At 71.5% G+C, this 20,496-nt stretch carries 16 protein-coding genes; 13 read left to right on the top strand and 3 right to left on the bottom strand.

The genetic code is table 11. The features are described from left to right. Positions 1-16: 16 nt before the first annotated feature. The 4 genes from AW274_RS00460 (at position 17) to AW274_RS00445 (ending at position 4,952) form a co-directional block, all read left to right on the top strand. Positions 17-643 (top strand): hypothetical protein, encoded by a 627-nt coding sequence (locus tag AW274_RS00460; RefSeq protein WP_062428270.1) that lies wholly within the window; start codon positions 17-19, stop codon positions 641-643. A gap of 189 nt (positions 644-832) precedes the next feature. Further along, complete coding sequence (locus tag AW274_RS00455) at positions 833-2,086, top strand: BtrH N-terminal domain-containing protein (protein ID WP_062428269.1); 1,254 nt, start codon at positions 833-835, stop codon at positions 2,084-2,086. Between the two features lie 186 nt (positions 2,087-2,272). Continuing rightward, on the top strand, positions 2,273-4,588 hold the full coding sequence (locus AW274_RS00450; protein WP_062428268.1) for a glycoside hydrolase domain-containing protein: 2,316 nt from the start codon (positions 2,273-2,275) through the stop codon (positions 4,586-4,588). A gap of 19 nt (positions 4,589-4,607) precedes the next feature. Further along, positions 4,608-4,952, top strand: a complete 345-nt coding sequence (locus tag AW274_RS00445; protein WP_062428267.1) for a hypothetical protein — start codon at positions 4,608-4,610, stop codon at positions 4,950-4,952. Here the strand turns inward: AW274_RS00445 and AW274_RS00440 are convergent. Further along, on the bottom strand, positions 4,891-5,913 hold the full coding sequence (locus AW274_RS00440; protein ID WP_063813043.1) for a LacI family DNA-binding transcriptional regulator: 1,023 nt from the start codon (positions 5,911-5,913) through the stop codon (positions 4,891-4,893). The two genes, AW274_RS00445 and AW274_RS00440, sit on opposite strands and share 62 nt — an antisense overlap. Positions 5,914-6,075: 162 nt before the next feature. On the opposite strand from AW274_RS00440, the gene AW274_RS00435 reads away from it, so the two are divergent. The 7 genes from AW274_RS00435 to AW274_RS00405 all read left to right on the top strand — a co-directional run bounded on the left by AW274_RS00435 (position 6,076) and on the right by AW274_RS00405 (position 16,082). Then, a complete protein-coding gene (locus tag AW274_RS00435) occupies positions 6,076-7,374 on the top strand; it encodes an ABC transporter substrate-binding protein (protein WP_062430051.1) in 1,299 nt (432 codons plus the stop codon). A 5-nt stretch (positions 7,375-7,379) separates the two neighbouring features. Further along, positions 7,380-8,366, top strand: coding sequence for a carbohydrate ABC transporter permease (locus AW274_RS00430; RefSeq protein ID WP_062428266.1), 987 nt, complete (start codon positions 7,380-7,382; stop codon positions 8,364-8,366). Further along, positions 8,363-9,175 carry a carbohydrate ABC transporter permease gene (locus AW274_RS00425; RefSeq protein WP_062428265.1) on the top strand — a complete coding sequence of 271 codons (813 nt, stop codon included), beginning with the start codon at positions 8,363-8,365 and terminating at the stop codon, positions 9,173-9,175. The genes AW274_RS00430 and AW274_RS00425 overlap by 4 nt, the downstream gene beginning before the upstream one ends. Continuing rightward, on the top strand, positions 9,172-13,284 hold the full coding sequence (locus AW274_RS00420) for a glycoside hydrolase family 38 N-terminal domain-containing protein (RefSeq protein WP_062428264.1): 4,113 nt from the start codon (positions 9,172-9,174) through the stop codon (positions 13,282-13,284). Before AW274_RS00425 ends, AW274_RS00420 begins: the two co-directional genes overlap by 4 nt. After that, positions 13,281-13,997 carry a DUF7158 domain-containing protein gene (locus AW274_RS40950; protein WP_062428263.1) on the top strand — a complete coding sequence of 239 codons (717 nt, stop codon included), beginning with the start codon at positions 13,281-13,283 and terminating at the stop codon, positions 13,995-13,997. Before AW274_RS00420 ends, AW274_RS40950 begins: the two co-directional genes overlap by 4 nt. 76 nt (positions 13,998-14,073) lie before the next feature. Next, entirely contained in the window at positions 14,074-14,952 is an 879-nt protein-coding gene (locus tag AW274_RS00410; protein ID WP_232319916.1) for a sulfotransferase family protein, read from the top strand. A gap of 11 nt (positions 14,953-14,963) precedes the next feature. Continuing rightward, the gene (locus tag AW274_RS00405) at positions 14,964-16,082 is read left to right on the top strand and encodes a glycosyltransferase family 4 protein (protein ID WP_232319915.1); all 1,119 of its coding nucleotides are present in this window, start codon (positions 14,964-14,966) and stop codon (positions 16,080-16,082) included. On the opposite strand, the gene AW274_RS00400 is transcribed toward AW274_RS00405, so the two are convergent. Both AW274_RS00400 and AW274_RS00395 read right to left on the bottom strand, forming a co-directional pair. Next, positions 16,057-17,151, bottom strand: a complete 1,095-nt coding sequence (locus tag AW274_RS00400) for a Gfo/Idh/MocA family protein (RefSeq protein ID WP_063813042.1) — start codon at positions 17,149-17,151, stop codon at positions 16,057-16,059. The genes AW274_RS00405 and AW274_RS00400 overlap by 26 nt on opposite strands. Before the next feature lie 50 nt (positions 17,152-17,201). Next, a complete protein-coding gene (locus AW274_RS00395) occupies positions 17,202-17,771 on the bottom strand; it encodes a TetR/AcrR family transcriptional regulator (RefSeq protein WP_062428260.1) in 570 nt (189 codons plus the stop codon). An 84-nt stretch (positions 17,772-17,855) separates the two neighbouring features. On the opposite strand from AW274_RS00395, the gene AW274_RS00390 reads away from it, so the two are divergent. Further along, positions 17,856-18,449: a glycoside hydrolase family 25 protein gene (locus AW274_RS00390; RefSeq protein WP_062428259.1), complete on the top strand. Its 594-nt coding sequence runs from the start codon at positions 17,856-17,858 to the stop codon at positions 18,447-18,449. A 64-nt stretch (positions 18,450-18,513) separates the two neighbouring features. Then, positions 18,514-20,478 (top strand): threonine--tRNA ligase, encoded by a 1,965-nt coding sequence (gene thrS / locus AW274_RS00385; protein ID WP_083973750.1) that lies wholly within the window; start codon positions 18,514-18,516, stop codon positions 20,476-20,478. Positions 20,479-20,496 lie beyond the last annotated feature (18 nt).

Here is a 20,496-nt window from a genome sequence, read left to right as displayed (position 1 = left end):
TGCTTAGGTTACCGATATGAGCGGCATCACCCTCGACGAAGCGCTGACCCAGACCCGGACCGGTGACGTCTGGGTGTTCCGCGGCCGTTCGGTCCCCGACAGGGCGATCCAGATGACGACCAACAGCCCCGTGAACCACGTGGGCATGTCGGTCGTCATCGAAGACCTGCCGCCGCTGATGTGGCACGCCGAGCTCGGCCGTTCCCTCACCGACATGTGGACCGGCACCCGCCAGCGCGGCGTGCAGCTCCACGACCTGCGCGAGGCCGTGGTCACCTGGTCGAACCGCTACGGCCAGCGCGGCTGGCTGCGCCAGCTCCAGCCCGACGTGACCCGCGAGATGGAGGACGCCGTCCTCAAGACGATCGCCCGCCTCGACGGCACCCCGTTCCCCTCGACCGCCCACCTGGCCGGCCGCTGGCTGCGCGGCCGGCTGCCCTCCCGCCGCTCCCGCGACATGGCCCTGGAGTCCGCCTACTGTGCCGAGGTCGTGGCGGTCACCTACGAGGCGATGGGCCTGCTGACCGACCGCAAGGCCGCCAACTGGTACGACCCGGGCCGCTTCTGGAGCGGCGACCGGCTCGACCTGGCGACGGGCTACCGGCTCGGCGACGAGATCGCGGTCGACATCCCGAAGGTGTAGGTTCGGGCGTGGCGGGCTCCACCGCCCAACCTCCTTCAGCGGGTCTCCACGCGGCCCGCCGCACGCGGAGGCAAAGGGGACCTCATCGCCTCTGGAGCGCGGCGGATCCGTGCACGGCGACCACCGAGCGGCCGAAGCGAACACGGCGGGCGTGGACCGGGTGTTCGCGCGCGCCGCGTTGGGATCGTCATGACCGGCAAGAAGCAGCTGAAGGCGCGCATCCGGGCGCGCATGGCCAAGACGGGCGAGAGCTACACCACCGCCCGCCTCCACGTCGCGGGCGCGACCGGGCCGCAGACCGACCACGGCTGGACTCTCCACGGCGGCCGCCACTCCGCCTCGGCGGCGGTGGCCAACCTCCTGACCAACGGCGGGTTCCCCGTCAGCGAGCCGCTCGTCTACCTCGCCGGGGGTGGGCTCGGCGCAGGCTACATCCTGTGGGAGTTCAAGGCCCACGAGTCGTGCACCGTCGTGCTGGGCTTCCGCAACCGCTGGCAGTACCCGCAGCGGTGGATGGACACCACGCTGACCCGCCTCGGGGTGCCGTTCGACGTGCACACGACCGGCGGGGCCAAGGGCGCCTCGGCCCGGTTGTCGGCCGAGCTGGCTTCGGGCCGGGCGTGCGTGGTGCTGCCCGACCTCTTCCACGTCGGCTACTGGCACGTCCCGGCCGTCCTCGACGGTCGTGGCGGGCATCCGGTCGTGGTCTACCGGGAGGACGGCGACGGGGTCTGGGTCGACGACCGGAACCTCGCGCCGCTGCGCGTCGACCGGGCCAGGCTCGACGCGGCGCGGGCGCGGGTGGGGTCGTACAAGAACATGCTGCACGCCGTCACCCCGGCGCAGCCCCGGCTGGAGGAGGCGGTGCTGGCCGGCCTGCGCGACTGCGCCGCCCACCTGAGCGGGACCTCCGACTCGTTCTCGCTGCCGGCCTGGCGCAAGTGGAGCCGGACCGTCGTCGACGCCTCGGCGGCGAAGGGCTGGCCGAAGGTGTTCGCCGACGGCCGGGGCGGCCTGGCCGGGGCCATGTTGTCGATCTGGGAGGCCGTCGAACCGGTCGGCACCGACGGCGGCAACCACCGCGACCTGTTCGCCGACGGACTGGAGGAGGCGGCCGGCCTGCTCGGCCTGCCCCTGACCGGCCTGGCGGCCGAGTTCCGCCGCATCCACGGGCTCTGGCACGCGTTCGCCGAGACGGCCCTGCCGGAGGCGGAGCATCGGCGCGTGCGGGAACTCACCGCGGCCGTCCGCGCGGCGGTGGCCGAGGGCTCGGCCGGCGCGGCTGACGCGGAGGCGGCGGCCGCGGAACTGTGGGCGCTGAAGGCGGAGGCGACGCCGCCGGAGCCGGACTTCTTCCCGGCGCTGAGCGAGCGGCTCGCCGAGATCCACCGCGCGGAGACCGCGGCCGTCGCGGCCCTCCGGGACACGCTCCCAGCGGAATAGCGGCCGGGGAAAAACGAATCTGCCCGGGGCGGAGGAGACGGAATTCGCCCCGGCAGGCTTTTCCCCGACCGGGCTTCTCGAAATGGCCGGTCCGGCGTGCGCGGGTAAGCAGGGGATCGCCTTGCGGGGCCCGAATGCACAGGTGACGATCGCAATCCGGCCGGCTGTTGCCGAAACGGGGGGACGATGGATCACAAAGTGCTGGCGGCGCAACGCTGGGTCAACGCCACCTACGCCGACGCGAAAGGGTACGTCCGGTGCCGGGAGGACGGCGTCACCGGGTGGGCCACGATGGGCTCCCTGACCCGCGCGCTGCAGATCGAACTGGGGTTGCCCGAGGTCGACGGCGTGTTCGGGGCCGGCACGCTGGCCTCGGTCGGGGTCGTCGGCACCGGCTCGACCCGCATGAACGTCGTGCAGATCCTCCAGCACGGCCTGTTCTGCAAGGGCTACTGGGGCGGCGACCAGCCCGGCGTCTTCGACTCCACGACCGACACCTCGGTGCGCGAGCTCAAGGCCGACGCGGGGCTCGACGCGTCCGACGGCGACGTGGGGCCGAAGGTGTTCAAGGCCATTCTCACGATGGACGCCTATGTCGTCGTCGCCGGGGGGATGGGAAAAGTCCGGGCGGCGCAGCAGTGGCTCAATTCGCGCTACACGCAACGGCCGAATTTCTTCGTCATCCCGTGTGACGGGATATTCTCGCGCGACGTGCAGCGAGCCCTCTACCTCGCCGTGCAATTCGAGCTGGGCATGTCCGATGCGCAGGCCGGGGGGAACTTCGGCCCCGGCACCCGCGACGGGCTGCGCGCCCACCCGCTCACGACCGGCGGCACCGGGATCTGGGTGCGGCTCCTGAGCGCGGCGTGCGTGTTCAACGGGAGGGCGCCGGGCCACGGCGAGGCGGAGTTCACCGACGCCTTCGACGCCGGGCTGGCCGGCTACATCCGGGCGTTCCAGGAGTTCGCCGCACTCCCCGTGACCGGGACGGCCGACTACGCCACCTGGTGCCAGCTGCTCGTCTCGACCGGCGACCCCGACCGTCCGGGCACCGCCGCCGACTGCGTCACGACCGTGACGGCCGAGCGGGCGCGGGCGTTGTGGGACGCGGGCTACCGGATCGTGGGCCGCTACCTCGACGAGCGGCCGAGCAGCAGCCCGCTGCACAAGCAGATCCAGCCCGGCGAACTGGCCGCGATCTTCGCCGGCGGCCTGCGGGTCTTCCCGATCTCCCAGTACTCCGGCCGGACCGCCGCCTACTTCACCCACGCCCAGGGGTACCTCGACGCGCTCGGCGCGCACGCCGCCGCCGTGGGCTACGGCTTCGACGCCGGGACCGTCATCTACTTCGCGGTCGACTTCGACGCCACCCAGCCCGAGATCGAGTCGAACGTCGTCCCCTACTTCAAGGGCGTCGTCGGCGGCCTGGCCCGCCAGGGCAAGAGGTACGTCCACGGCGTCTACGGTTCGCGGAACGTGTGCGCCCGGGTGACCCGGGAGACGTTCGCACGCTGGTCGTTCGTGTCGGGCATGTCGAGCGGCTTCTCCGGCAACATGGGGTTCGCGCTGCCGGAGAACTGGGCGTTCAACCAGATCCAGACCCGGTGGGTGGGGGCCGGCGCCGGGCGGATCGAGATCGACAAGAACGTCCACAGAGCGTCGGCCGACCCCGGCGTCGCCTCCGTCGGGAACCCCGTCCGCCCGGCGGCCGACTTCGTCGCCCACGTCGCCGCGCTCCACGACCTGGCGCTCGCCTACGGCGGCGGCGACCCGAACCGGCTGGTGCTGGAGTTCCTCCGGCACGAGGACTACGACGACCTCATGTGGCGGCAGCTCATCGGCGGGGTCGACGCGGGGTTCGTGCACTTCGTGAAGGACGCGGGGCTCGGCCCGCTCAGGGAGTTCACCGATCCCTTCCACGGCATCGGCCTGAAGGTCTCCCACCTCGCCGCCACCTGCAACGCCGTGCACGTCGCGCCGCCGCCGCTGCCCGTCGTCGGGGAGAACGCCTCCGACGTGGCGGGCTGGGGCGGCGACCTGATGACCTTCTACGGCGAGTGGCGGCGCGACAGCGCGAGCCACGCCTCGGGGTACGCCTACTGCGCCGACCGGCTGGCCAAGCTCGACGGCGAGGGCACCTTCAAGCTCCGCGACCTGGTCGAGGACGCCGACGCCTACAACCTGGCGGTGCGGGTGCGGTCGGGCGAGACGATCGCGCAGGCGGCCGACTCCTACTACCTGCACGGCGGCCACGTGACCCGGTTCGGGCAGTTCTACGCCAACCGGTTCCGGGGCGAGCCGCAGACGGTGGCGACCCTGGCCCGCCGCGTCCTCACCAACGAGGTCGACCTGGTGACCTCGCTCGGGCGCGCCTACCTGATCGAGACGACCGGAGGGGTGCCGACGATCCCGCCCTTCGCGCTGCCCGCCGCCATGCTCGACGCCTTCGTGGCCGGATTCACCGCGACCCTTCTGGCGCAAGTGGAAGGGGAGGTCCCCTGACGAGGCCATGATGGGGCGCATGGTCAGGTATGGTCTCGGCGCGCTGTTCGCCTCGGCGGTCGCCCTCGCGGCCTGGGTCTACGGGGTCTGGGCCGGCGCGTTCCTGGAGATGCGGCCCACCGGCGAATACTGCACCGGCGGGCCGCTCGGCTTCCCCGCCACCAGCTGGACCTGGCTCCCGCTCAGCCACGAGTGCCACTACGCCGACGGCGCCGTCCAGGAGCTGGTGCCCGCGCCGGTCAACCTGGTCGTGGACGGCTGCCTGCTGGTCGTGCTCGCCTGCGCGGTCGCGGCGCTGCGGGTCAGGGCCGCTTCGGCGGGGTCTCGCCCGAGCCCCGCGCCTGGAGTGTCACCGGGACGGTGACCTTGCGCACCGGGGTCGCGGGTTCGGCGATGCGGGTGCGGAGCATCGTGATGGCGGTGTCGCCGATGGCCGCGTCGTCCTGGGCGACGACCGTCAGGTCGGGGCGCAGCAGGGTGGCGAGTTCGGAGTCGTCGAAGCCGACGATCGCCACGTCGTCGTGGTGGTCGCGGAACCAGCGGACCGTCTCGACGCTGAGTGTCGCGTTCCCGGTGATGACGGCGGTCGCGGGGGAGGGGCCCGACAGGGCGCTCTCGAGGGCGCGGTGGATGCGGTCACGCTCTATCGGGCCGGTGTGGATCATGGCGTCGGCCGGGCCTCCCTGGGCGCGCAGGCAGGCGCGGAAGGCGGTGGCGCGTTCCTGGGCGGTGTAGATGCGCTCGTCGTCGCCGATGTAGGCGATGCGGCGGTGGCCGTGGGCGACCAGGTGGGCGAAGGCGGTCTCGATGCCGGCGACGTTGTCGGACAACACGCAGTCGACCTCCAGGCCCAGCACCGGGCGGTCGACGGCGACCAGCGACAGGCCGGCCGCCAGTTCGGGCACCAGGTAGCCGTGGTCGGCGCCGATCGGTTCGAGCAGGATGCCGTCGAAGCGGCGGCGGCACATCGACTCGACCACGTGGCGTTCGAGCTTCTCGTCGTCTTCGGTGGAGGCGGCGAGCACCATGAGGCCGGCGGCGCGGGCGGCGCGTTCGACCGCGCGCAGCACCGGGTTGACGTGGGAGAGCTGCCGCACCGCGGCCCCGAGGGTGCCGGTCACGCCCAGGCGCAGGTGGCGGGCGCGTTCGTCGGGGCGGTAGTCGAGGGCCGCGATGGCGCTCCTGACCCGTTCGACCAGTTCGGCCCCGACGGTCGCGTCGTCGTTGACGACCCGGCTGACCGTCCGCAGCGCCACGCCCGCCTCGCGGGCGACGTCGACCATCGTCGGCCTGCGGCCCTTCCGCGCCCTCGGCTTCTCCTGCATCCGCCTATCATCCGCATGATCGCCCGTTGACGCCATTCGGCCCGTGACCAATTCGTTGCCCGCCTCGCTCTTGAAACCTCCGCGCAACACTCTACGGTATCGGGATAACGTTATCTCAATCGGCTTCGGGGAGCCGGATCGGCAACGAGGAGGGCTGTGCTGATGCGCAGAACTTTGATATTCGGCCTGGCCGCGGTGCTGGCGGCGGCCGGTTGTGGCGTGGGCGAGACCCCCCAGCCGGAGGGCGGCGCGAGCGCGTCGGCCGGCGGCAAGGTGGAGCTGAGCTTCCTGGTCTTCGAGACGCCCAATCTCGACGCGGCGTTCTGGGACGCCGCCATCGCGCGGGCCTCGGCGAAGGTCCCCGAGGTGACCATCAAGAAGCTGGTGACGCCCAACATCGACCGAACGGCGTACGCCAAGCAGCTCGACGCGGCGGGCAACCTGCCCGACATCCTGCAGTCGGTCAACCCCGCCGGGTTCGCCCAGGCGGGCAAGCTGGCGCCGTTCACCGACGCGGAGCTGGCGAACTTCATCGCGCCCAAGGCGGGGGCCATCGGGGGCAAGGTCTACCAGCTCCCGTACAACACGCAGGTCATCCCGGTTGTCTACTACAACAAGGACATGTTCGCCAAAGCGGGCATCACTGCGACGCCGACGACGTACCAGGAGCTTCTGGACATCTCCAAGAAGCTGAAGGACGGCGGCACCACCCCGTTCATCGTGGGCGGCGGCGGCGCCGACACGTGGGCGGACATGTACCCGCTGACCGGCACCGTGGCCACCGACGTCTACAAGAAGACGCCCGACTGGCTGCTCCAGCGCGCCCAGGGCAAGGTCAAGTTCACCGACCCCGACTTCGTGGCCGCCGCCAAGAAGATCGAGGACCTGGCGAAGAACGAGTACATCGACCCGGCCGGCCTGAGCCGGTCCTACGCCGACACCGAGCAGGCCTTCCGCGACGGCAAGGGCGCCATGTACCCCATGGGCTCCTGGTTCGCCACCTCGGCCGACGCCAACAAGCCGTCGTTCGAGGTCGGCGCCTTCCCGTGGCCGACCGACGACGGCTCCCCGGTCACCCCGACCTTCACCGGCGGCGGCACCCTGGTGAGCGCCACGGCCAAGAACGTCGAACTGGCCAAGAAGTGGGCGCTGGCGTTCGACGAGGACAAGGAGAACAACGACGCGTTCGTGAAGGCCGACGGCTCGATCCCGGCGATCAAGGGCTACACCCCGCCCGCCGACATGGGCCCGGTCTACAACGCGACCGTCGCGATCTACCAGAAGGGCATGCAGGACGGCTCGATCTTCGACGCCTTCTCGCAGGAGGCCGGCGACGGCGCGCTGCCCCCGGGCCTGGCCGACAAGGCCGCCCTCGGCGTGCAGGACCTGATCACCGGCAAGAAGAACGCCCAGCAGTTCGCCGAGTTCCTCGACGACGAGTACGCCAAGGCGACCCAGTAACCCCGATGACCCAGAACCGGACCCGCGGGGCGCGTGCAGACGCGCCCCGCGCCCTCCCGAGCCCCAATCCGGCCCGCGGCAGGGCCCGCACCGCGCGCCGTCCCCGGAAACCCGGCAGGTTCCTGCCGGCCCTGGGCCGGTTCTCGCTGTTCGCCCTGCCCGGACTGCTGGCGTACACGCTGTTCGTGCTCGTCCCGATCGGGATGACCGGCTACAACAGCCTGACGAACCTCAACCCGTTCAATCCGCCCACCCAGTTCGTGGGCCTGCGCAACTACGTCAACCTGCTGAGCGACGCCGAGTTCCACCAGGCGCTGCTCAACACGGTGATCATCACGGCCATCATCACGGTGCTGGCCAACGTCGGCGGCCTGCTGATCGCGATGCTGCTCGACCGGCCGACCAAGCTGTACGTCCTGCTGCGCGGGGTGTTCTTCACCCCGGTCGTGCTCAGCTCGGTCGTCATCAGCGTCATCTGGCAGGCGATCCTCACCGACGACGGGCTGCTCAACTCGGCGCTGCGCGGCCTCGGGATGGACGAGCCGCCCGGCTGGTTGTCCGACCCCGACCTGGCGATCTACTCGATCGCCTGGATCATGGCCTGGCAGATGCTCGGCTTCTGCGTCGTGGTCTACCTGGCCGGGCTGCAGGGCGTGCCGCGCGAGCTCAACGAGGCCGCCTCGATCGACGGCGCGGGCCCGCTCCAGCGCTTCCGCAACGTCACCTGGCCGATGCTCGCCCCGGCGCTGACCATCAACGTGGTCATGCTGCTGATCACCGGCTTCAAGGCCTACGACCAGGTGCGCGTCATCACCAACGGCGGGCCCGGCAACGGGACCACGGTGACGATGGCCTTCCAGGTCGTGCAGACGGCCTTCGTGAGCAACCGGATCGGCTACTCCTCGGCGCTGGCCGCGGTGATGCTCGCGATCGTCGCGTTCATCTCGGTGGTCGTGCTGCGGTTCCTGCAGAAGAGAGAGGTGTCCCAGTGAACGCGCGGCCGATCGTCGCCACGTTCGTGGGCGTGGTGTTCTTCCTGCCCCTTTACCTGGTGCTGGTGAACATCTTCAAGCCGAGCGCGGCCGTGGTGGCCGACCCGGCCGGGCTGCCGTTCCCGCCCACCCTCGACAACCTGGCGGCGGTGCTGAACCGGCCCGACCACCTGTTCACCTTCGGCCTGATCAACTCGATCGCGGTGACCGCCCTGTCGGTGACCGTGCTGACCGTCTTCTCGGCGATGCTCGGCCACTACCTGGCCCGGTCGCGGCACTGGGCCGCCAAGGTCGTCATGGGCACGCTGCTGTGCGGGCTGATGATCCCGGTGCCGGTCATCATGGCCCCAATCACGACCGTGCTGAAGTGGTTCGACCTGATGACGACCCTGCAGGGGCTCGTGCTGGTGAACGTCGGCTACTACGTGCCGTTCGGGGTGCTGCTCTTCATGGGGTTCGTACGCGGCGTGCCGCTGGAGCTCGAAGAGGCCGCCGCGCTCGACGGCGCGAACCGGTTCCGGGTGTTCTGGCAGGTGGTCTTCCCGCTGCTGCGGCCCGCCTCGGCCAGCGTGATGATCTTCCTGGGCGTGTGGATCTGGAACGACTTCCTGACCCCGCTCATCGTGCTCGGCCCCGACAGCGGCACGACGGTGACGGTCGGCGTCTACCGGGCCATCGGCCAGTACCAGTCGGACTTCGGATCGGTCTTCGCGTTCATGTTCCTGGCGACGCTGCCGATCCTCGTCTTCTACCTCGCCCTGCAGAAGAACTTCGTGAAGGGCCTTACCGGCGGAGCGGTCAAAGGATGAATCTGACGATCGAGTCGACCGAGCTGTTCGCCGGCCCGGCCGACGCACCACGCCAGATCCTGCGCGTCACGACGTCGGAGCCCGGCCGAATCGACATCGTGGTCACGGGCGGCGCCGAAGGGGAACTGCGGGGTGTCGCCGGTACGGGGACCCACGAGGTCCCCTTCACGACCGGCGCCCGCCCGGGGGAGCAGATCACGGTCGAGGTGAGGGCCGGAGACGCCTCGGGGAGCGCCGAGATCACGGTCGCCGAGCCCGGCTGGACCGTCCACCTCGTCTCCCACTTCCACTACGACCCCGTCTGGTGGAACACCCAGGCCGGCTACGCCAGCGAGTGGGAGGACCAGCCGGACGCCCAAGAGATCCGGATGAGCTTCCAGTTCACCGCGTTCCAGCTGATCGACGCCCACCTGGAGCTGGCCCGCCGCGACCCCGACTACAAGTTCGTGCTGGCCGAGGTCGACTACCTCAAGCCCTATTGGGACGTCTTCCCGGAGCAGCGCGCGATCATCCTCGACCTGGTGGACCAGGGGCGTCTGGAGATCATGGGCGGGACGTACAACGAGCCCAACACCAACCTCACCGGCGCCGAGACGACGATCCGCAACGCCGTCTACGGGGTCGGCTTCCAGCGCGACGTCCTGGGCGGGGAGCCCGCGACGGCCTGGCAGCTCGACGCGTTCGGGCACGACCCGCAGTTCCCCGGCATGATGGCCGACGCCGGGCTCACCTCCTCGGCGTGGGCGCGCGGGCCCTTCCACCAGTGGGGGCCGATCCTGGAGGTCGGCACCTACGACACCCCCCATGGCGACCCCTCCGACATGCAGTTCCGCACCGAGTTCGAGTGGATCTCCCCGTCGGGGCGCGGCCTGCTTACCCACTACATGGCGGCCCACTACGGCGCGGGCTGGTCGATGGACTCCGCGCAGACGCTGGCGGCCGCCGAGGAGTCGGTGTACGGCCTGTTCCTCGACCTGAAGAAGGTCGCCGCGACCCGGAACGTGCTGATCCCGGTCGGCACCGACTACAGCCCGCCGAACAAGTGGCTGACCGACATCCACCGCGACTGGAACGCCCGCTACGCCTGGCCGAGGTTCCACTGCGCGATCCCGCGCGAGTTCTTCGCCGCGGTCACCGCCGAACTGGCCGCCGAGGGCCGCCGCCTGTCGCCGCAGACCCGGGACATGAACCCGATCTACACCGGCAAGGACGTGTCGTACATCGACACCAAGCAGGCCCAGCGGGCGGCCGAGAACGAACTGCTCGACGCCGAACGGTTCGCCGCGCTGGCCTGCCTGGCCGGGGGAGCGGAGTATCCCGAGGCGGCGCTCGACAAGGCGTGGCGGCAGCTGGTGTTCGGCGCCCACCACGACGCCATCACCGGCACCGAGTCCGACCAGGTCTACCTCGACCTGCTGGCGGGGTGGCGGGAGGCGTACGACCTGGCGGCCGAGGTGCACGCGGCGGCGCTGGGGCACCTGGCGGCCCGGACCGAGACCGCCGGCGACAGCGTGATCGTCTACAACGCCAACGCCTGGCCGCGCACCGACGTCGTGCGGGTCACCGTGCCGGCGGGCCTCACGATCGCCGGCGTCCCCTGTCTGGTCGAGCACGCCGACGACACCCGCGCCGAGATCGTCTTCCTGGCCGAGGACGTGCCGTCGGTCGGCTACCGCTCCTACCGCCTCGCCGCATCGGGCGCCGTCGAGGAATGGGCGCCGGAGGCCGCGTACACGATCGAGAACGAGTTCCACCGGCTCACCGTCGACCCGGCGCGGGGCGGCGGCGTGGTCTCGCTGGTCGACCTGACCACGGGAGACGAGCTGATCACGCCCGGCGAGGTCGGCAACGAGCTGGTGGTGTACGAGGAGTACCACGAACACCCGGTCTTCCGTGAGGGCCCGTGGCACCTGCTGCCGACGGGCGTCTCCACGGGGAGCGCCGCATCCCCCGCGACCTCGGTGACGACCGAGCGGTCGCGGCTCGGCCGGCGGATCACCGTCACCGGCGTCCTCGGTTCCGTCACGTACACGCAGACGGTCACTCTGTGGTACGGCCTCGCGCGGGTGGACTGCGCCACCCACGTCGACGGCTTCGACGGCGCCGACCAGCTGGTGCGGCTCCGCTGGCCGTGCGCGGTGCCGGGCGCGGTGCCGGTCTCCGAGGTCGGCCACGCCGTGGTCGGGCGGCCGTTCGCGCACCCCGACGTCGACGCGGCCGACCACCCGTGGACGCTGGACAACCCTGCCTACCAGTGGTTCGGGCTGAGCGCCCCGGCGCGGATCTCCTTCGCCAACGGGACCGGCGTGCCGATCGCGGTCGCCGAGATCGTCGTGCCGCACGAGGAGGACACCGCCGACGCGCGCGACCTGGCGGTCAGGCTGGCCCAGTCGGGGGTCACCTCGACGACCGCCTACGCGGGCGGCACCCGATACGGCCTGCTCTCGTTCGACTCGAACCTGCCCGACGTGCGGTTCGCGGTCGGCGGCCCGGAGGAGAACACGTTCACCGCCGAGGCGCTGGCTGCCGCCGGGCCCGCGTACACCGAAGAACTGGAGCGGCAGCTCGCGGAGAAGGGGTCGGCGGTCGTCTGGCTGCCCGCCCGCTACACCCGCGAGCAGGCGTTCCATCCGGAGTCGGACCTGCGCGGCGTGCTCGACATCCCGGTCGTGGTGCTCGCCGGGTCGCCGGACAACGTTATCGACGATCACGTGATCGCGGTCGGCCAGCACGCCGACCACGCCGAGGAGCGCCGGACCGTCGCGGTGCTCAACCGGGGCGTGCCCGGGTTCGCCGTCGACCTCCAGGGGCGGCTGCACCTGTCGCTCATGCGGTCGTCGACCGGCTGGCCGTCGGGCATGTGGATCGACCCGCCGCGCCGCACCGCCCCCGACGGGACCGGATTCGGCCTCCAGCACTGGAGCCACACCTTCGACTACGCCCTCGCCTCCGGCGGCGGCGACTGGAGAGACGCCGGCATCGTCGCCAAGGCGCACGACTACGGCCACCCGCTGCGCGCGGTCGTCGAACCGGCCCACCCGGGCCCGCTGCCCGCGACCGCGTCGCTGGTGACCGTCGAACCCGCCGGTGCGGCCGTGCTGGCCGCCTTCAAGGCCGCCGGGAACCCGACGGCGGGCGGCCGGGCGGTCCCGGCCGATCCGCGCGCCGGGGTGGCCGCCCGGTTCTACGAACCGCACGGCCGGGCCGTGCCGCTGCGGGTGAGCTCGCCGTTCCCGCTGGTCGAGGCGGCGGTGGCCGACCTGCTGGAGACCGCCGCGAGCGAGGCCAAGGTGCGCGACGGCGTGCTGGTCGCCGACCTCGGGCCGAGCGAGATCGCCACGTTCGTGCTGAAGACCGGCGCCCGCGACCCCGAAGGGCCGGGCGACCGCCTCGGGCGGGCCGCCGAACCGGCCCAGCCGGTGTTCTCGCGCTACTGGCTGCACAACCGGGGCTCGGCGCCGCTCGGCTACCAGCCGCTGAGCGTGCACGCGCGGGCCGTCGCGGGCGGGGTCCGGGTCTCGCTGGCCTCCGACCTCGTCGACGCCGCCGCCGAGGGCGAGGTCCGCGTGGTCGTGCCGCCCGGCTGGGCCGCCGCGCCGTCCCATCGTCCGGTACGGCTCCCGCCGCGCGGCTGGACCGCCTTCGACGTCGCGGTGACCCCGCCCCCCGACACGGGACCGGGCCCCTGGCCCGTGGCGGTCACGCTGGCGCACGGCGGCCAGACCCACGAGGACGTCGTGTTCCTCGACGGGTCGGGGAGGCCGGTCAGCCCCGGCCCGGCGTCGCTGCTCGCGGTGGACGTGCCCGAAGAGGGCATCGAGACCGTCCCCGGCGGGCGGTCCCGGCTGCCGGTCACGTTGACCAACCGCGCCGGCTTCGCCATCAGGGGAGAGGCGCAGGTGCTCGGCCCGTGGGGCACCTGGGGGGTCACCGGGCCGCTCATCCACCCGCTGGAGATCGCGCCGGGCGGGCAGGTCGTGCTCGACGTGGTCGCCGACGTGCCGCTCGGCATGCGGCCGGGCGACTGGTGGGTGCTGGTCAAGGCCATGTGGTTCGGCCGGGTGAGCTACTCGCCCGCCGTGCCGCTGAGGGTGAGGGGGGACCGGTGATCGCCGCTCTCGTCGAGGGCACCCCCGTCACGCTGGAGCAGGTCGCCGGCCGGATGGCCGCACTGCGCCGCGGTCCCCGCGGCGACCTGCTCCCGGCCGACGGCACCACCGAGGGCCGCCAGCTGCGCCGCTGGGTGGTGCAGCTGCTGGTCGCCGAACGGGTCGTCGCCGCCGAGGCCGCCCGCCGGGGGCTGCGGCCCTGGGCCGGCCCGCCGATGGAACTGTCGGCCACCGCCCGGCTGGAGCTCGGCAGCGTCATGGCCGCCGTGCTCTCGGGCGACCGGCTGGCCCAGGCGGTCTACCGCGACCTTACGGCCGGGGTCACGGTCGCCGAGGAGGACGTGCGCCGCTACTACGCCGCCAACCCCGACCGCTACCGGCCGGGGCCGGCGCGGGCCGTCACCCACTGGCGCGACGGGGTGGCGGCCGAATACGAGGTGACCCGCGCCGAACTGGTGCCCGAGGCGGTGTTCCAAGCGGCCGAGGGCGAGCACGTGGCCCACGGCGACGAGGTGTTCGTCGTGGGGGCGTACACGAGAAGGGATCTGAGCCTGGCCGAGGCGGCGCCGCGTATCCGCGCGACGCTTCTCGACGCCGCCCGGCGGCGGCGGTTCGCGCTCTGGGCGGACGCCCGCTGCGCCGCCGCGGTATTAACGCCCGGTTACGAGCATCCGGGTGACATCAGCCATCCTGATCACACGCACCGGCATTGATGTGCCAACCTACGGGCAGTTCCAGGTAATTCTCAGGGAAAGTCCGTAAGGTCCACACATGAACTGGAAACAACGAGTGAACGTTGCGCTGGGCGAGTTCACCGGGTTTCATCTGACGAAGACGGGCGAGTCCGCACCGGCGAACTCGCCCAAGGCGGGCAAGCCGAAGGCGGCCAAGCCCGCCGCCGCGCCCGCCTCGGAGGTGCGGCCGCCGGCCGACGCCCGGACCGACCGGCTGCTGCGCGCACCCATCTTCGTGATGTCGCCGGTCCGGTCGGGATCGACCCTCCTGCGCTCGATCCTGAACGCCCACTCGCTGCTGCACGCCCCGCACGAACTGCACGTCCGGCGGCTCACCGTCGGCTTCGGCACCGGGCTGGCCGAACGGGCGATGCACGCCCTCGGCCACAACCAGGCCGACTTGGAGCACCTGCTGTGGGACCGGGTCCTGCACCGCGAGCTGCTGCGCAGCGGCAAGAGCCACATCGTCGACAAGACCCCGGCCAACGCCTTCGCCTTCGAGCGCCTGGCGGCCTGCTGGCCCGACGCCCGGTTCGTCTTCCTGCTGCGCCACCCCGTCTCGATCGCGCGGTCGTGGCACGAGGCCGACCCGGAGAAGCGCGACTTCGCCGAGGCGGCCGCCGACGCGCTGCGGTACATGAAGGCGGTGGAACGCGCCCGCAAGGGCCTCAAGGGCCACACGATCCACTACGAGGAGCTGACCGCCGACCCCGAGGGCGAGATCCGCGCGGTCTGCGACTTCCTCGGCATCCCCTTCGAGCCCGGCATGCTGCGCTACGGCTCGTCGCAGACGGTCGTGCAGAAGGGCCTGGGCGACTGGAAGGACAAGATCCGCTCCGGCGAGGTCCAGAAGGGGCGCGACCTGCCCGACGAGTCCGAGATTCCCGACGTGCTCCGCCCGATGAGCGTTAGCTGGGGGTACCTGTCCAAGTGAAGATCCGCTATATGCTCCTCCACGCGTACGGCATGGGTGGAACAATTCGGACCGTCATCACCCAGGCGAACGCGATGGCCCAGCGCGGCCACGAGGTCGAGATCGTCAGCACCGTCCAGCGCCGCGACCGCCCCCAGTTCGAGGTCGACCCGCGCGTCAAGATCACCTCCATCGTCGACGAGCGCGGCGGCATCGAGCCCGTCACCTTCACCGACCGCGTGATGCGGCGGCTGCGCGGCAAGGCGGTGCCCGAGGGCGAGTTCGCCGCCCACTGGTTCACCGCCCACGTCGAGAAGGCCGTCACCGAGTACGTCGCGGCGCTCGACGACGGCATCCTGGTCACCACCCGGCCGGCGCTGAACCTGATCGCCGCCCGCCACGGCCGCAAGAGCGTGGTGCGGGTCGGCCAGGAGCACATGAACCTGCGCACCCACAAGGAGCCGGTGCGCCAGGACATCGCCCGCCACTACAGCAGGCTCGACCTGGTCACCGTGCTGACCCGGACCGACAAGAACGAGTACGAACGCCTCGCCCCCGGCGTGAAGACCCGGCTGATGCCCAACTCGGTGCACATCGCCGGCCGCCGCCAGTCGCAGCTGACCAACCGCCGGGTCATCGCGGCCGGCCGGTTGAAGACCCAGAAGGGCTTCGACCTGCTGATCCCCGCCTTCGAGCAGGTCCCGCACAAAGACTGGACCCTCGACGTGTACGGGGAGGGCTCCTCGCTCCCCAAGCTGCTCAACAAGATCACCGAGGCGGAGCGCGTCCGGTTCCGGGGCCGCACCGAGAGGCTCTGGGACGAGCTGGCCGACTCCTCCATCTACGTGCTGAGCTCCCGGTTCGAGGGGCTGCCCATGGTGATGCTGGAGGCCATGGCCCACGGCCTGGCCGTGGTCAGCTTCGACTGCCCGACGGGCCCCGGCGACGTGATCGTCGACAACGTCAACGGCCTGCTGGTGCCGCCCAAGGACGTCACCGCGCTGGCCGAGGGCATCACCCGGCTCATCGAGGACGACACGCTGCGCAAGCGGCTCGGCGCGGCGGCGCTGGAGACGGCCCGCAACTACACGGCCGACTCGATCATGCCGCGCTGGGAGGCCCTGTTCACCGAGCTGCTGGAACGCCGCTGACCTGCTGCCGCTCCAGGTGGGCCACCAGGCGGTGGCGCTCCAGGGCGTGGTCGAAGCCGGGCACGGTCCGGGTGGCCTCGCGCAGGTCGCGGGCGAGCGCCGCGTAGACCTGGGCGACGTTCTGCGCCGGGCCCTCCAGGGCGCGCGGCACCGGGTCGAAGTAGGAGCCGGGCACGGCGATCTCGTGGACCGAGTCGTCGTCGCCCCGGCCGCCTTCGAGCACCAGGTCGCGCGTCTGGAGGTTGCCGTTGGGGCCGTCCGCGCGCAGCACCAGGTCGCCCTCGGTGCCGTTGATCTCCCAGCGCAGGTTCTCGCCCCGGGAGAAGCCGCCCCGGTAGAAGACCGAGACCGCCGCGCCGCCCGCCAGGCGGCCGGTGACCGACACCTGGTCGGCGACGGTGACCGGGATCGTCGTGCCGTCGTCGGCGACCCGCGTCCGCGTCCGGGCGGTGACCAGGTTGCCCGACACGGTGGCGAAGCCGCCGAGCACGTGGTCGACCGCCTCCAGCGCGTGCAGCGTCGAGACCGTCAGCGGGGACAGGCCGGTGGCCGCGTCGAAGAGGTGGACGTGGGCGCGGTCGGTCTGGCCGCCCCACGACATGCTCGACCCGACGAGCGTGGTGCCGAGCACCTCGCCGACGTAGCCGCCGGCGACCAGGTCGCGGGCGTGCCGGACCGCCGGGGCGTAACGGGCCTGGAGCCCGATCACGGTACGCAGGCCGGCCGCCCGCGCGGCCAGGTCTTCGGCGTCGGCGAGCGAGGGGGCCAGCGGCCACTCGCAGTAGACCATCTTGCCCGCCGCCAGCGCGGCGGCCGCGTGCTCGTGGTGGCGGGTCACCGTGGAGGCCACCACCACGAGGTCGACGCCCGGGTGGGCGATGAGCGCCTCGTGGTGGTCGAAGGCCGCCGCGACCCCGAACCGCGCCGCCGCCGCCTCGGCGGAGGCCCGCCGGGACGTGCCGACCGCCCGGAGTTCGTAGCCGGGCAGCGCCTTCAGGGCGGGGACGTGGCTGAAGGAGGCCCAGCCGTCCGGGCTGGCTCCGATGATGCCTACGCCGATCGTGTCCATCGACGGCTCCTTTTCTTGACTGTTCGTTACAGAATTAGGGCAGCAAAAAACTAGGCCAGGCAGCCCAGGGCGACCTCCGCGATCGCCGTGAGCGCCGCCCGGTCGGGGGTGATCGCGGCCGTGACGCGCATGCCGTGGATGGTGGTCATCAGGAACCGGGCCACGTCGCGCGGGTCGCGGCCGCGCGCGAGGCCCTGCTCGCCGATCAGGTCGGCGAACGCGTCCTCCAGGGAGGCGGTGGTGGCCCTGATGCGCACCCGAACCTCGGGGTCGTGGGGGGCGCGCTCGACCGCCGCGCTGACCATCAGGCACGCGTGGCGGCTGCCGTCGGCGACGATCTCGTCGACCACGTCGAGCAGGATCCCGTGGATCAGCTCGCGGGCCGGCAGGCCGTAGCGCAGCTCCTCGATCAGGGGGAGGGCGTACTTGTCGCGGTAGCGGTCGACGGCCGCCAGGTAGAGGCCCTCCTTGTTGCCGAAGGCGGCGTACAGCGAACCCCGGCCGACGCCGGTGGCCTCGACCAGGTCCTGGATCGAGGTGCCCTCGAAACCGGTGCGCCGGAAGGCCCACATGGCCGCCTCGACGGCGGCCTCGGTGTCGAACTCCCTGATCCGTGCCATGCGCCGACGGTACGCCAATCTGGAACGAGCGGTCAAATATGTGAACCGGTCGCGACCCGATGACGCCGGTATTACCCTTCAGCGGTGATCCACGGCATCGACGTGTCCGACTGGCAGGGCCCCGTCGACTGGTCGGCCCAGGCCGAGACCGACGCGGTGTTCGCCTTCGCGCGCGCCACCGAGAGCGACCGGCTCACCGACACCCGTTTCGCCGAGAACTGGACGGCCATGGGCCGCGCGGGGTTCGTCCGCGGCGCCTACCACGTGGCCCGGCCGCTCGGCGACGCCCGCGCCCAGGCCAAGCACTTCCTCGAAACCGCCCGGCTGGCCCCCGGCGACCTGGCCGCGCTGGAGTTCAAGGCCACCGACGGCCTGCCCGCCGCCGAGGTCGCCGAGTTCGGCCGCCGCTGGTGCGCCGAGGTCACCCGCCGCTGCGGGCTGCTCCCGTTCGTCTGGACGCACCTCCACTTCGCCGCCGAGGGCAACTGCGAGGGCCTGGCCGACTACCCGCTCTGGATCGCCGACCCCGGCCGCCCCATCGGGGAGCCCAGGGTGCCCGCCCCCTGGTCGGCATGGGCCATCCAGCAGTACGCCGCCAGCCCGCTCGATCTCGACGTCTTCGCGGGCACCGTGGCCCAGCTGCTCGCCCTGGGCGCACCGGACCGTCGCGGGAAATAGGGAATCGGGAATCCCGGTAGAGTCGGCCTGTCATCCAGCGCTCGTTCGTTTTAGGAGAACCATCGTGTCCGCTATCACCGTCACCGTCGCAGGGGTCGAGCGTTCGGTAACGGAGGGCACGACGTACGGCGAGCTGCTGGAGGCCGACGGCCGCACCGTGATCGCGGCCCGGGTGCCCGACGGTCTGAAAGACCTCGCCGCCCCGGCCGCCGACGGCGACGTCGTCGAGCCGGTCGAGATCGGCAGCGACGACGGCCGCGCGATCATGCGCCACTCCACCGCCCACGTGATGGCCCAGGCCGTCCAGGAGCTGTTCCCCGAGGCCAAGCTCGGCATCGGGCCGCCCGTGGAGAACGGCTTCTACTACGACTTCGACGTCAAGGCGCCGTTCACCCCCGACGACCTCAAGCGCATCGAGAAGCGCATGCGCGAGATCGTCAAGCAGGGGCAGACCTTCGCCCGCCGGGCCGTCTCCGACGACGCGGCCCGTGAGGAACTGGCGGCGGAGCCGTACAAGCTGGAGCTGATCGGCCTCAAGGGCGGCGCGGCCGACGGCGACGCCGGCGAGAGCGTCGAGGTCGGCGGCGCCGAGCTGACGATCTACGACAACCACGACCCCAAGACCGGCGACCTCAAGTGGAAGGACCTCTGCCGCGGTCCCCACCTGCCCACCACCCGCGTGATCCCCGCCTTCAAGCTGATGCGGTCGGGCGGCGCCTACTGGCGCGGCAGCGAGAAGAACCCGCAGCTCCAGCGCATCTACGGCACCGCCTGGGAGTCGCGCGAGAAGCAAGATGAGTACCTCGCCTTCCTCGAAGAGGCCGAGAAGCGCGACCACCGCAAGCTGGGCGCCGAGCTCGACCTGTTCTCCTTCCCCGACGAACTGGGCTCCGGCCTGCCGGTCTTCCACCCCAAGGGCGGCGTGATCCGCAAGGTGATGGAGGACTACTCGCGCAAGAAGCACGAGGAGGCCGGCTACTCCTTCGTGAACACGCCCCACATCACCAAGGACAACCTCTACAAGGTCTCCGGCCACCTCGACTGGTACGCCGACGGCATGTTCCCGCCCATGGAGCTCGAGGGCGCGCGCTACTACCTCAAGCCGATGAACTGCCCGATGCACAACCTGATCTTCCGGGCCCGGGGCCGGTCCTACCGCGAGCTGCCGCTGCGCACGTTCGAGTTCGGCACCGTCTACCGCTACGAGAAGTCGGGCGTCGTCCACGGCCTGACCCGCGTGCGCGGCCTCACGCAGGACGACGCGCACATCTACTGCACACGCGAGCAGATGCGCGGCGAGCTCGTCTCGCTGCTGCGCTTCGTGCTCGACCTGCTGCGCGACTACGGCCTCAACGACTTCTACCTGGAGCTGTCGACCAAGGACCCGGTGAAGTTCGTCGGCGACGACGCCACCTGGGAGGAGGCGACCACGGTCCTGCGCGAGGTCGCCGAGGGCGAGAACCTCGAACTGGTCCTCGACCCGGGCGGCGCGGCCTTCTACGGCCCCAAGATCTCCGTCCAGGCCCGCGACGCCATCGGCCGCACCTGGCAGATGTCGACCATCCAGCTCGACTTCAACCTGCCCGAGCGCTTCGAGCTCGAATACACCGCCGCCGACGGCTCCCGCCAGCGCCCGGTCATGATCCACCGCGCCCTGTTCGGCTCGATCGAGCGCTTCTTCGGCGTGCTGACCGAGCACTACGCGGGCGCGTTCCCGGCCTGGCTGGCCCCCGTGCAGGTGATCGGCATCCCGATCTCCGACGACCACGTGGCCTACCTCCAGGACGTCGCCAAGAAGCTCAAGGCCCACGGCATCCGCATCGAGGTCGACTCCTCCTCCGACCGCATGCAGAAGAAGATCCGCAACGCCCAGAAGTCGAAGGTGCCCTACATGCTGCTCGCGGGCGACGACGACGTCGCGGCCGGCGCGGTCTCGTTCCGCTACCGCAACGGCGAGCAGAAGAACGGCGTCTCCGTCGACCAGGCCGTCGCCGAGATCGTCGACGCCGTGGAGCGCCGCCTCGCGTAGTTGACGTCAAGTCGGCTT

Origin of the sequence: Herbidospora daliensis (assembly GCF_001570585.1) — a bacterium.
GTDB classification, from domain to species: Bacteria; Actinomycetota; Actinomycetes; order Streptosporangiales; family Streptosporangiaceae; genus Herbidospora; species Herbidospora daliensis.
This window is presented reverse-complemented; position numbering and strand designations above follow the sequence as displayed.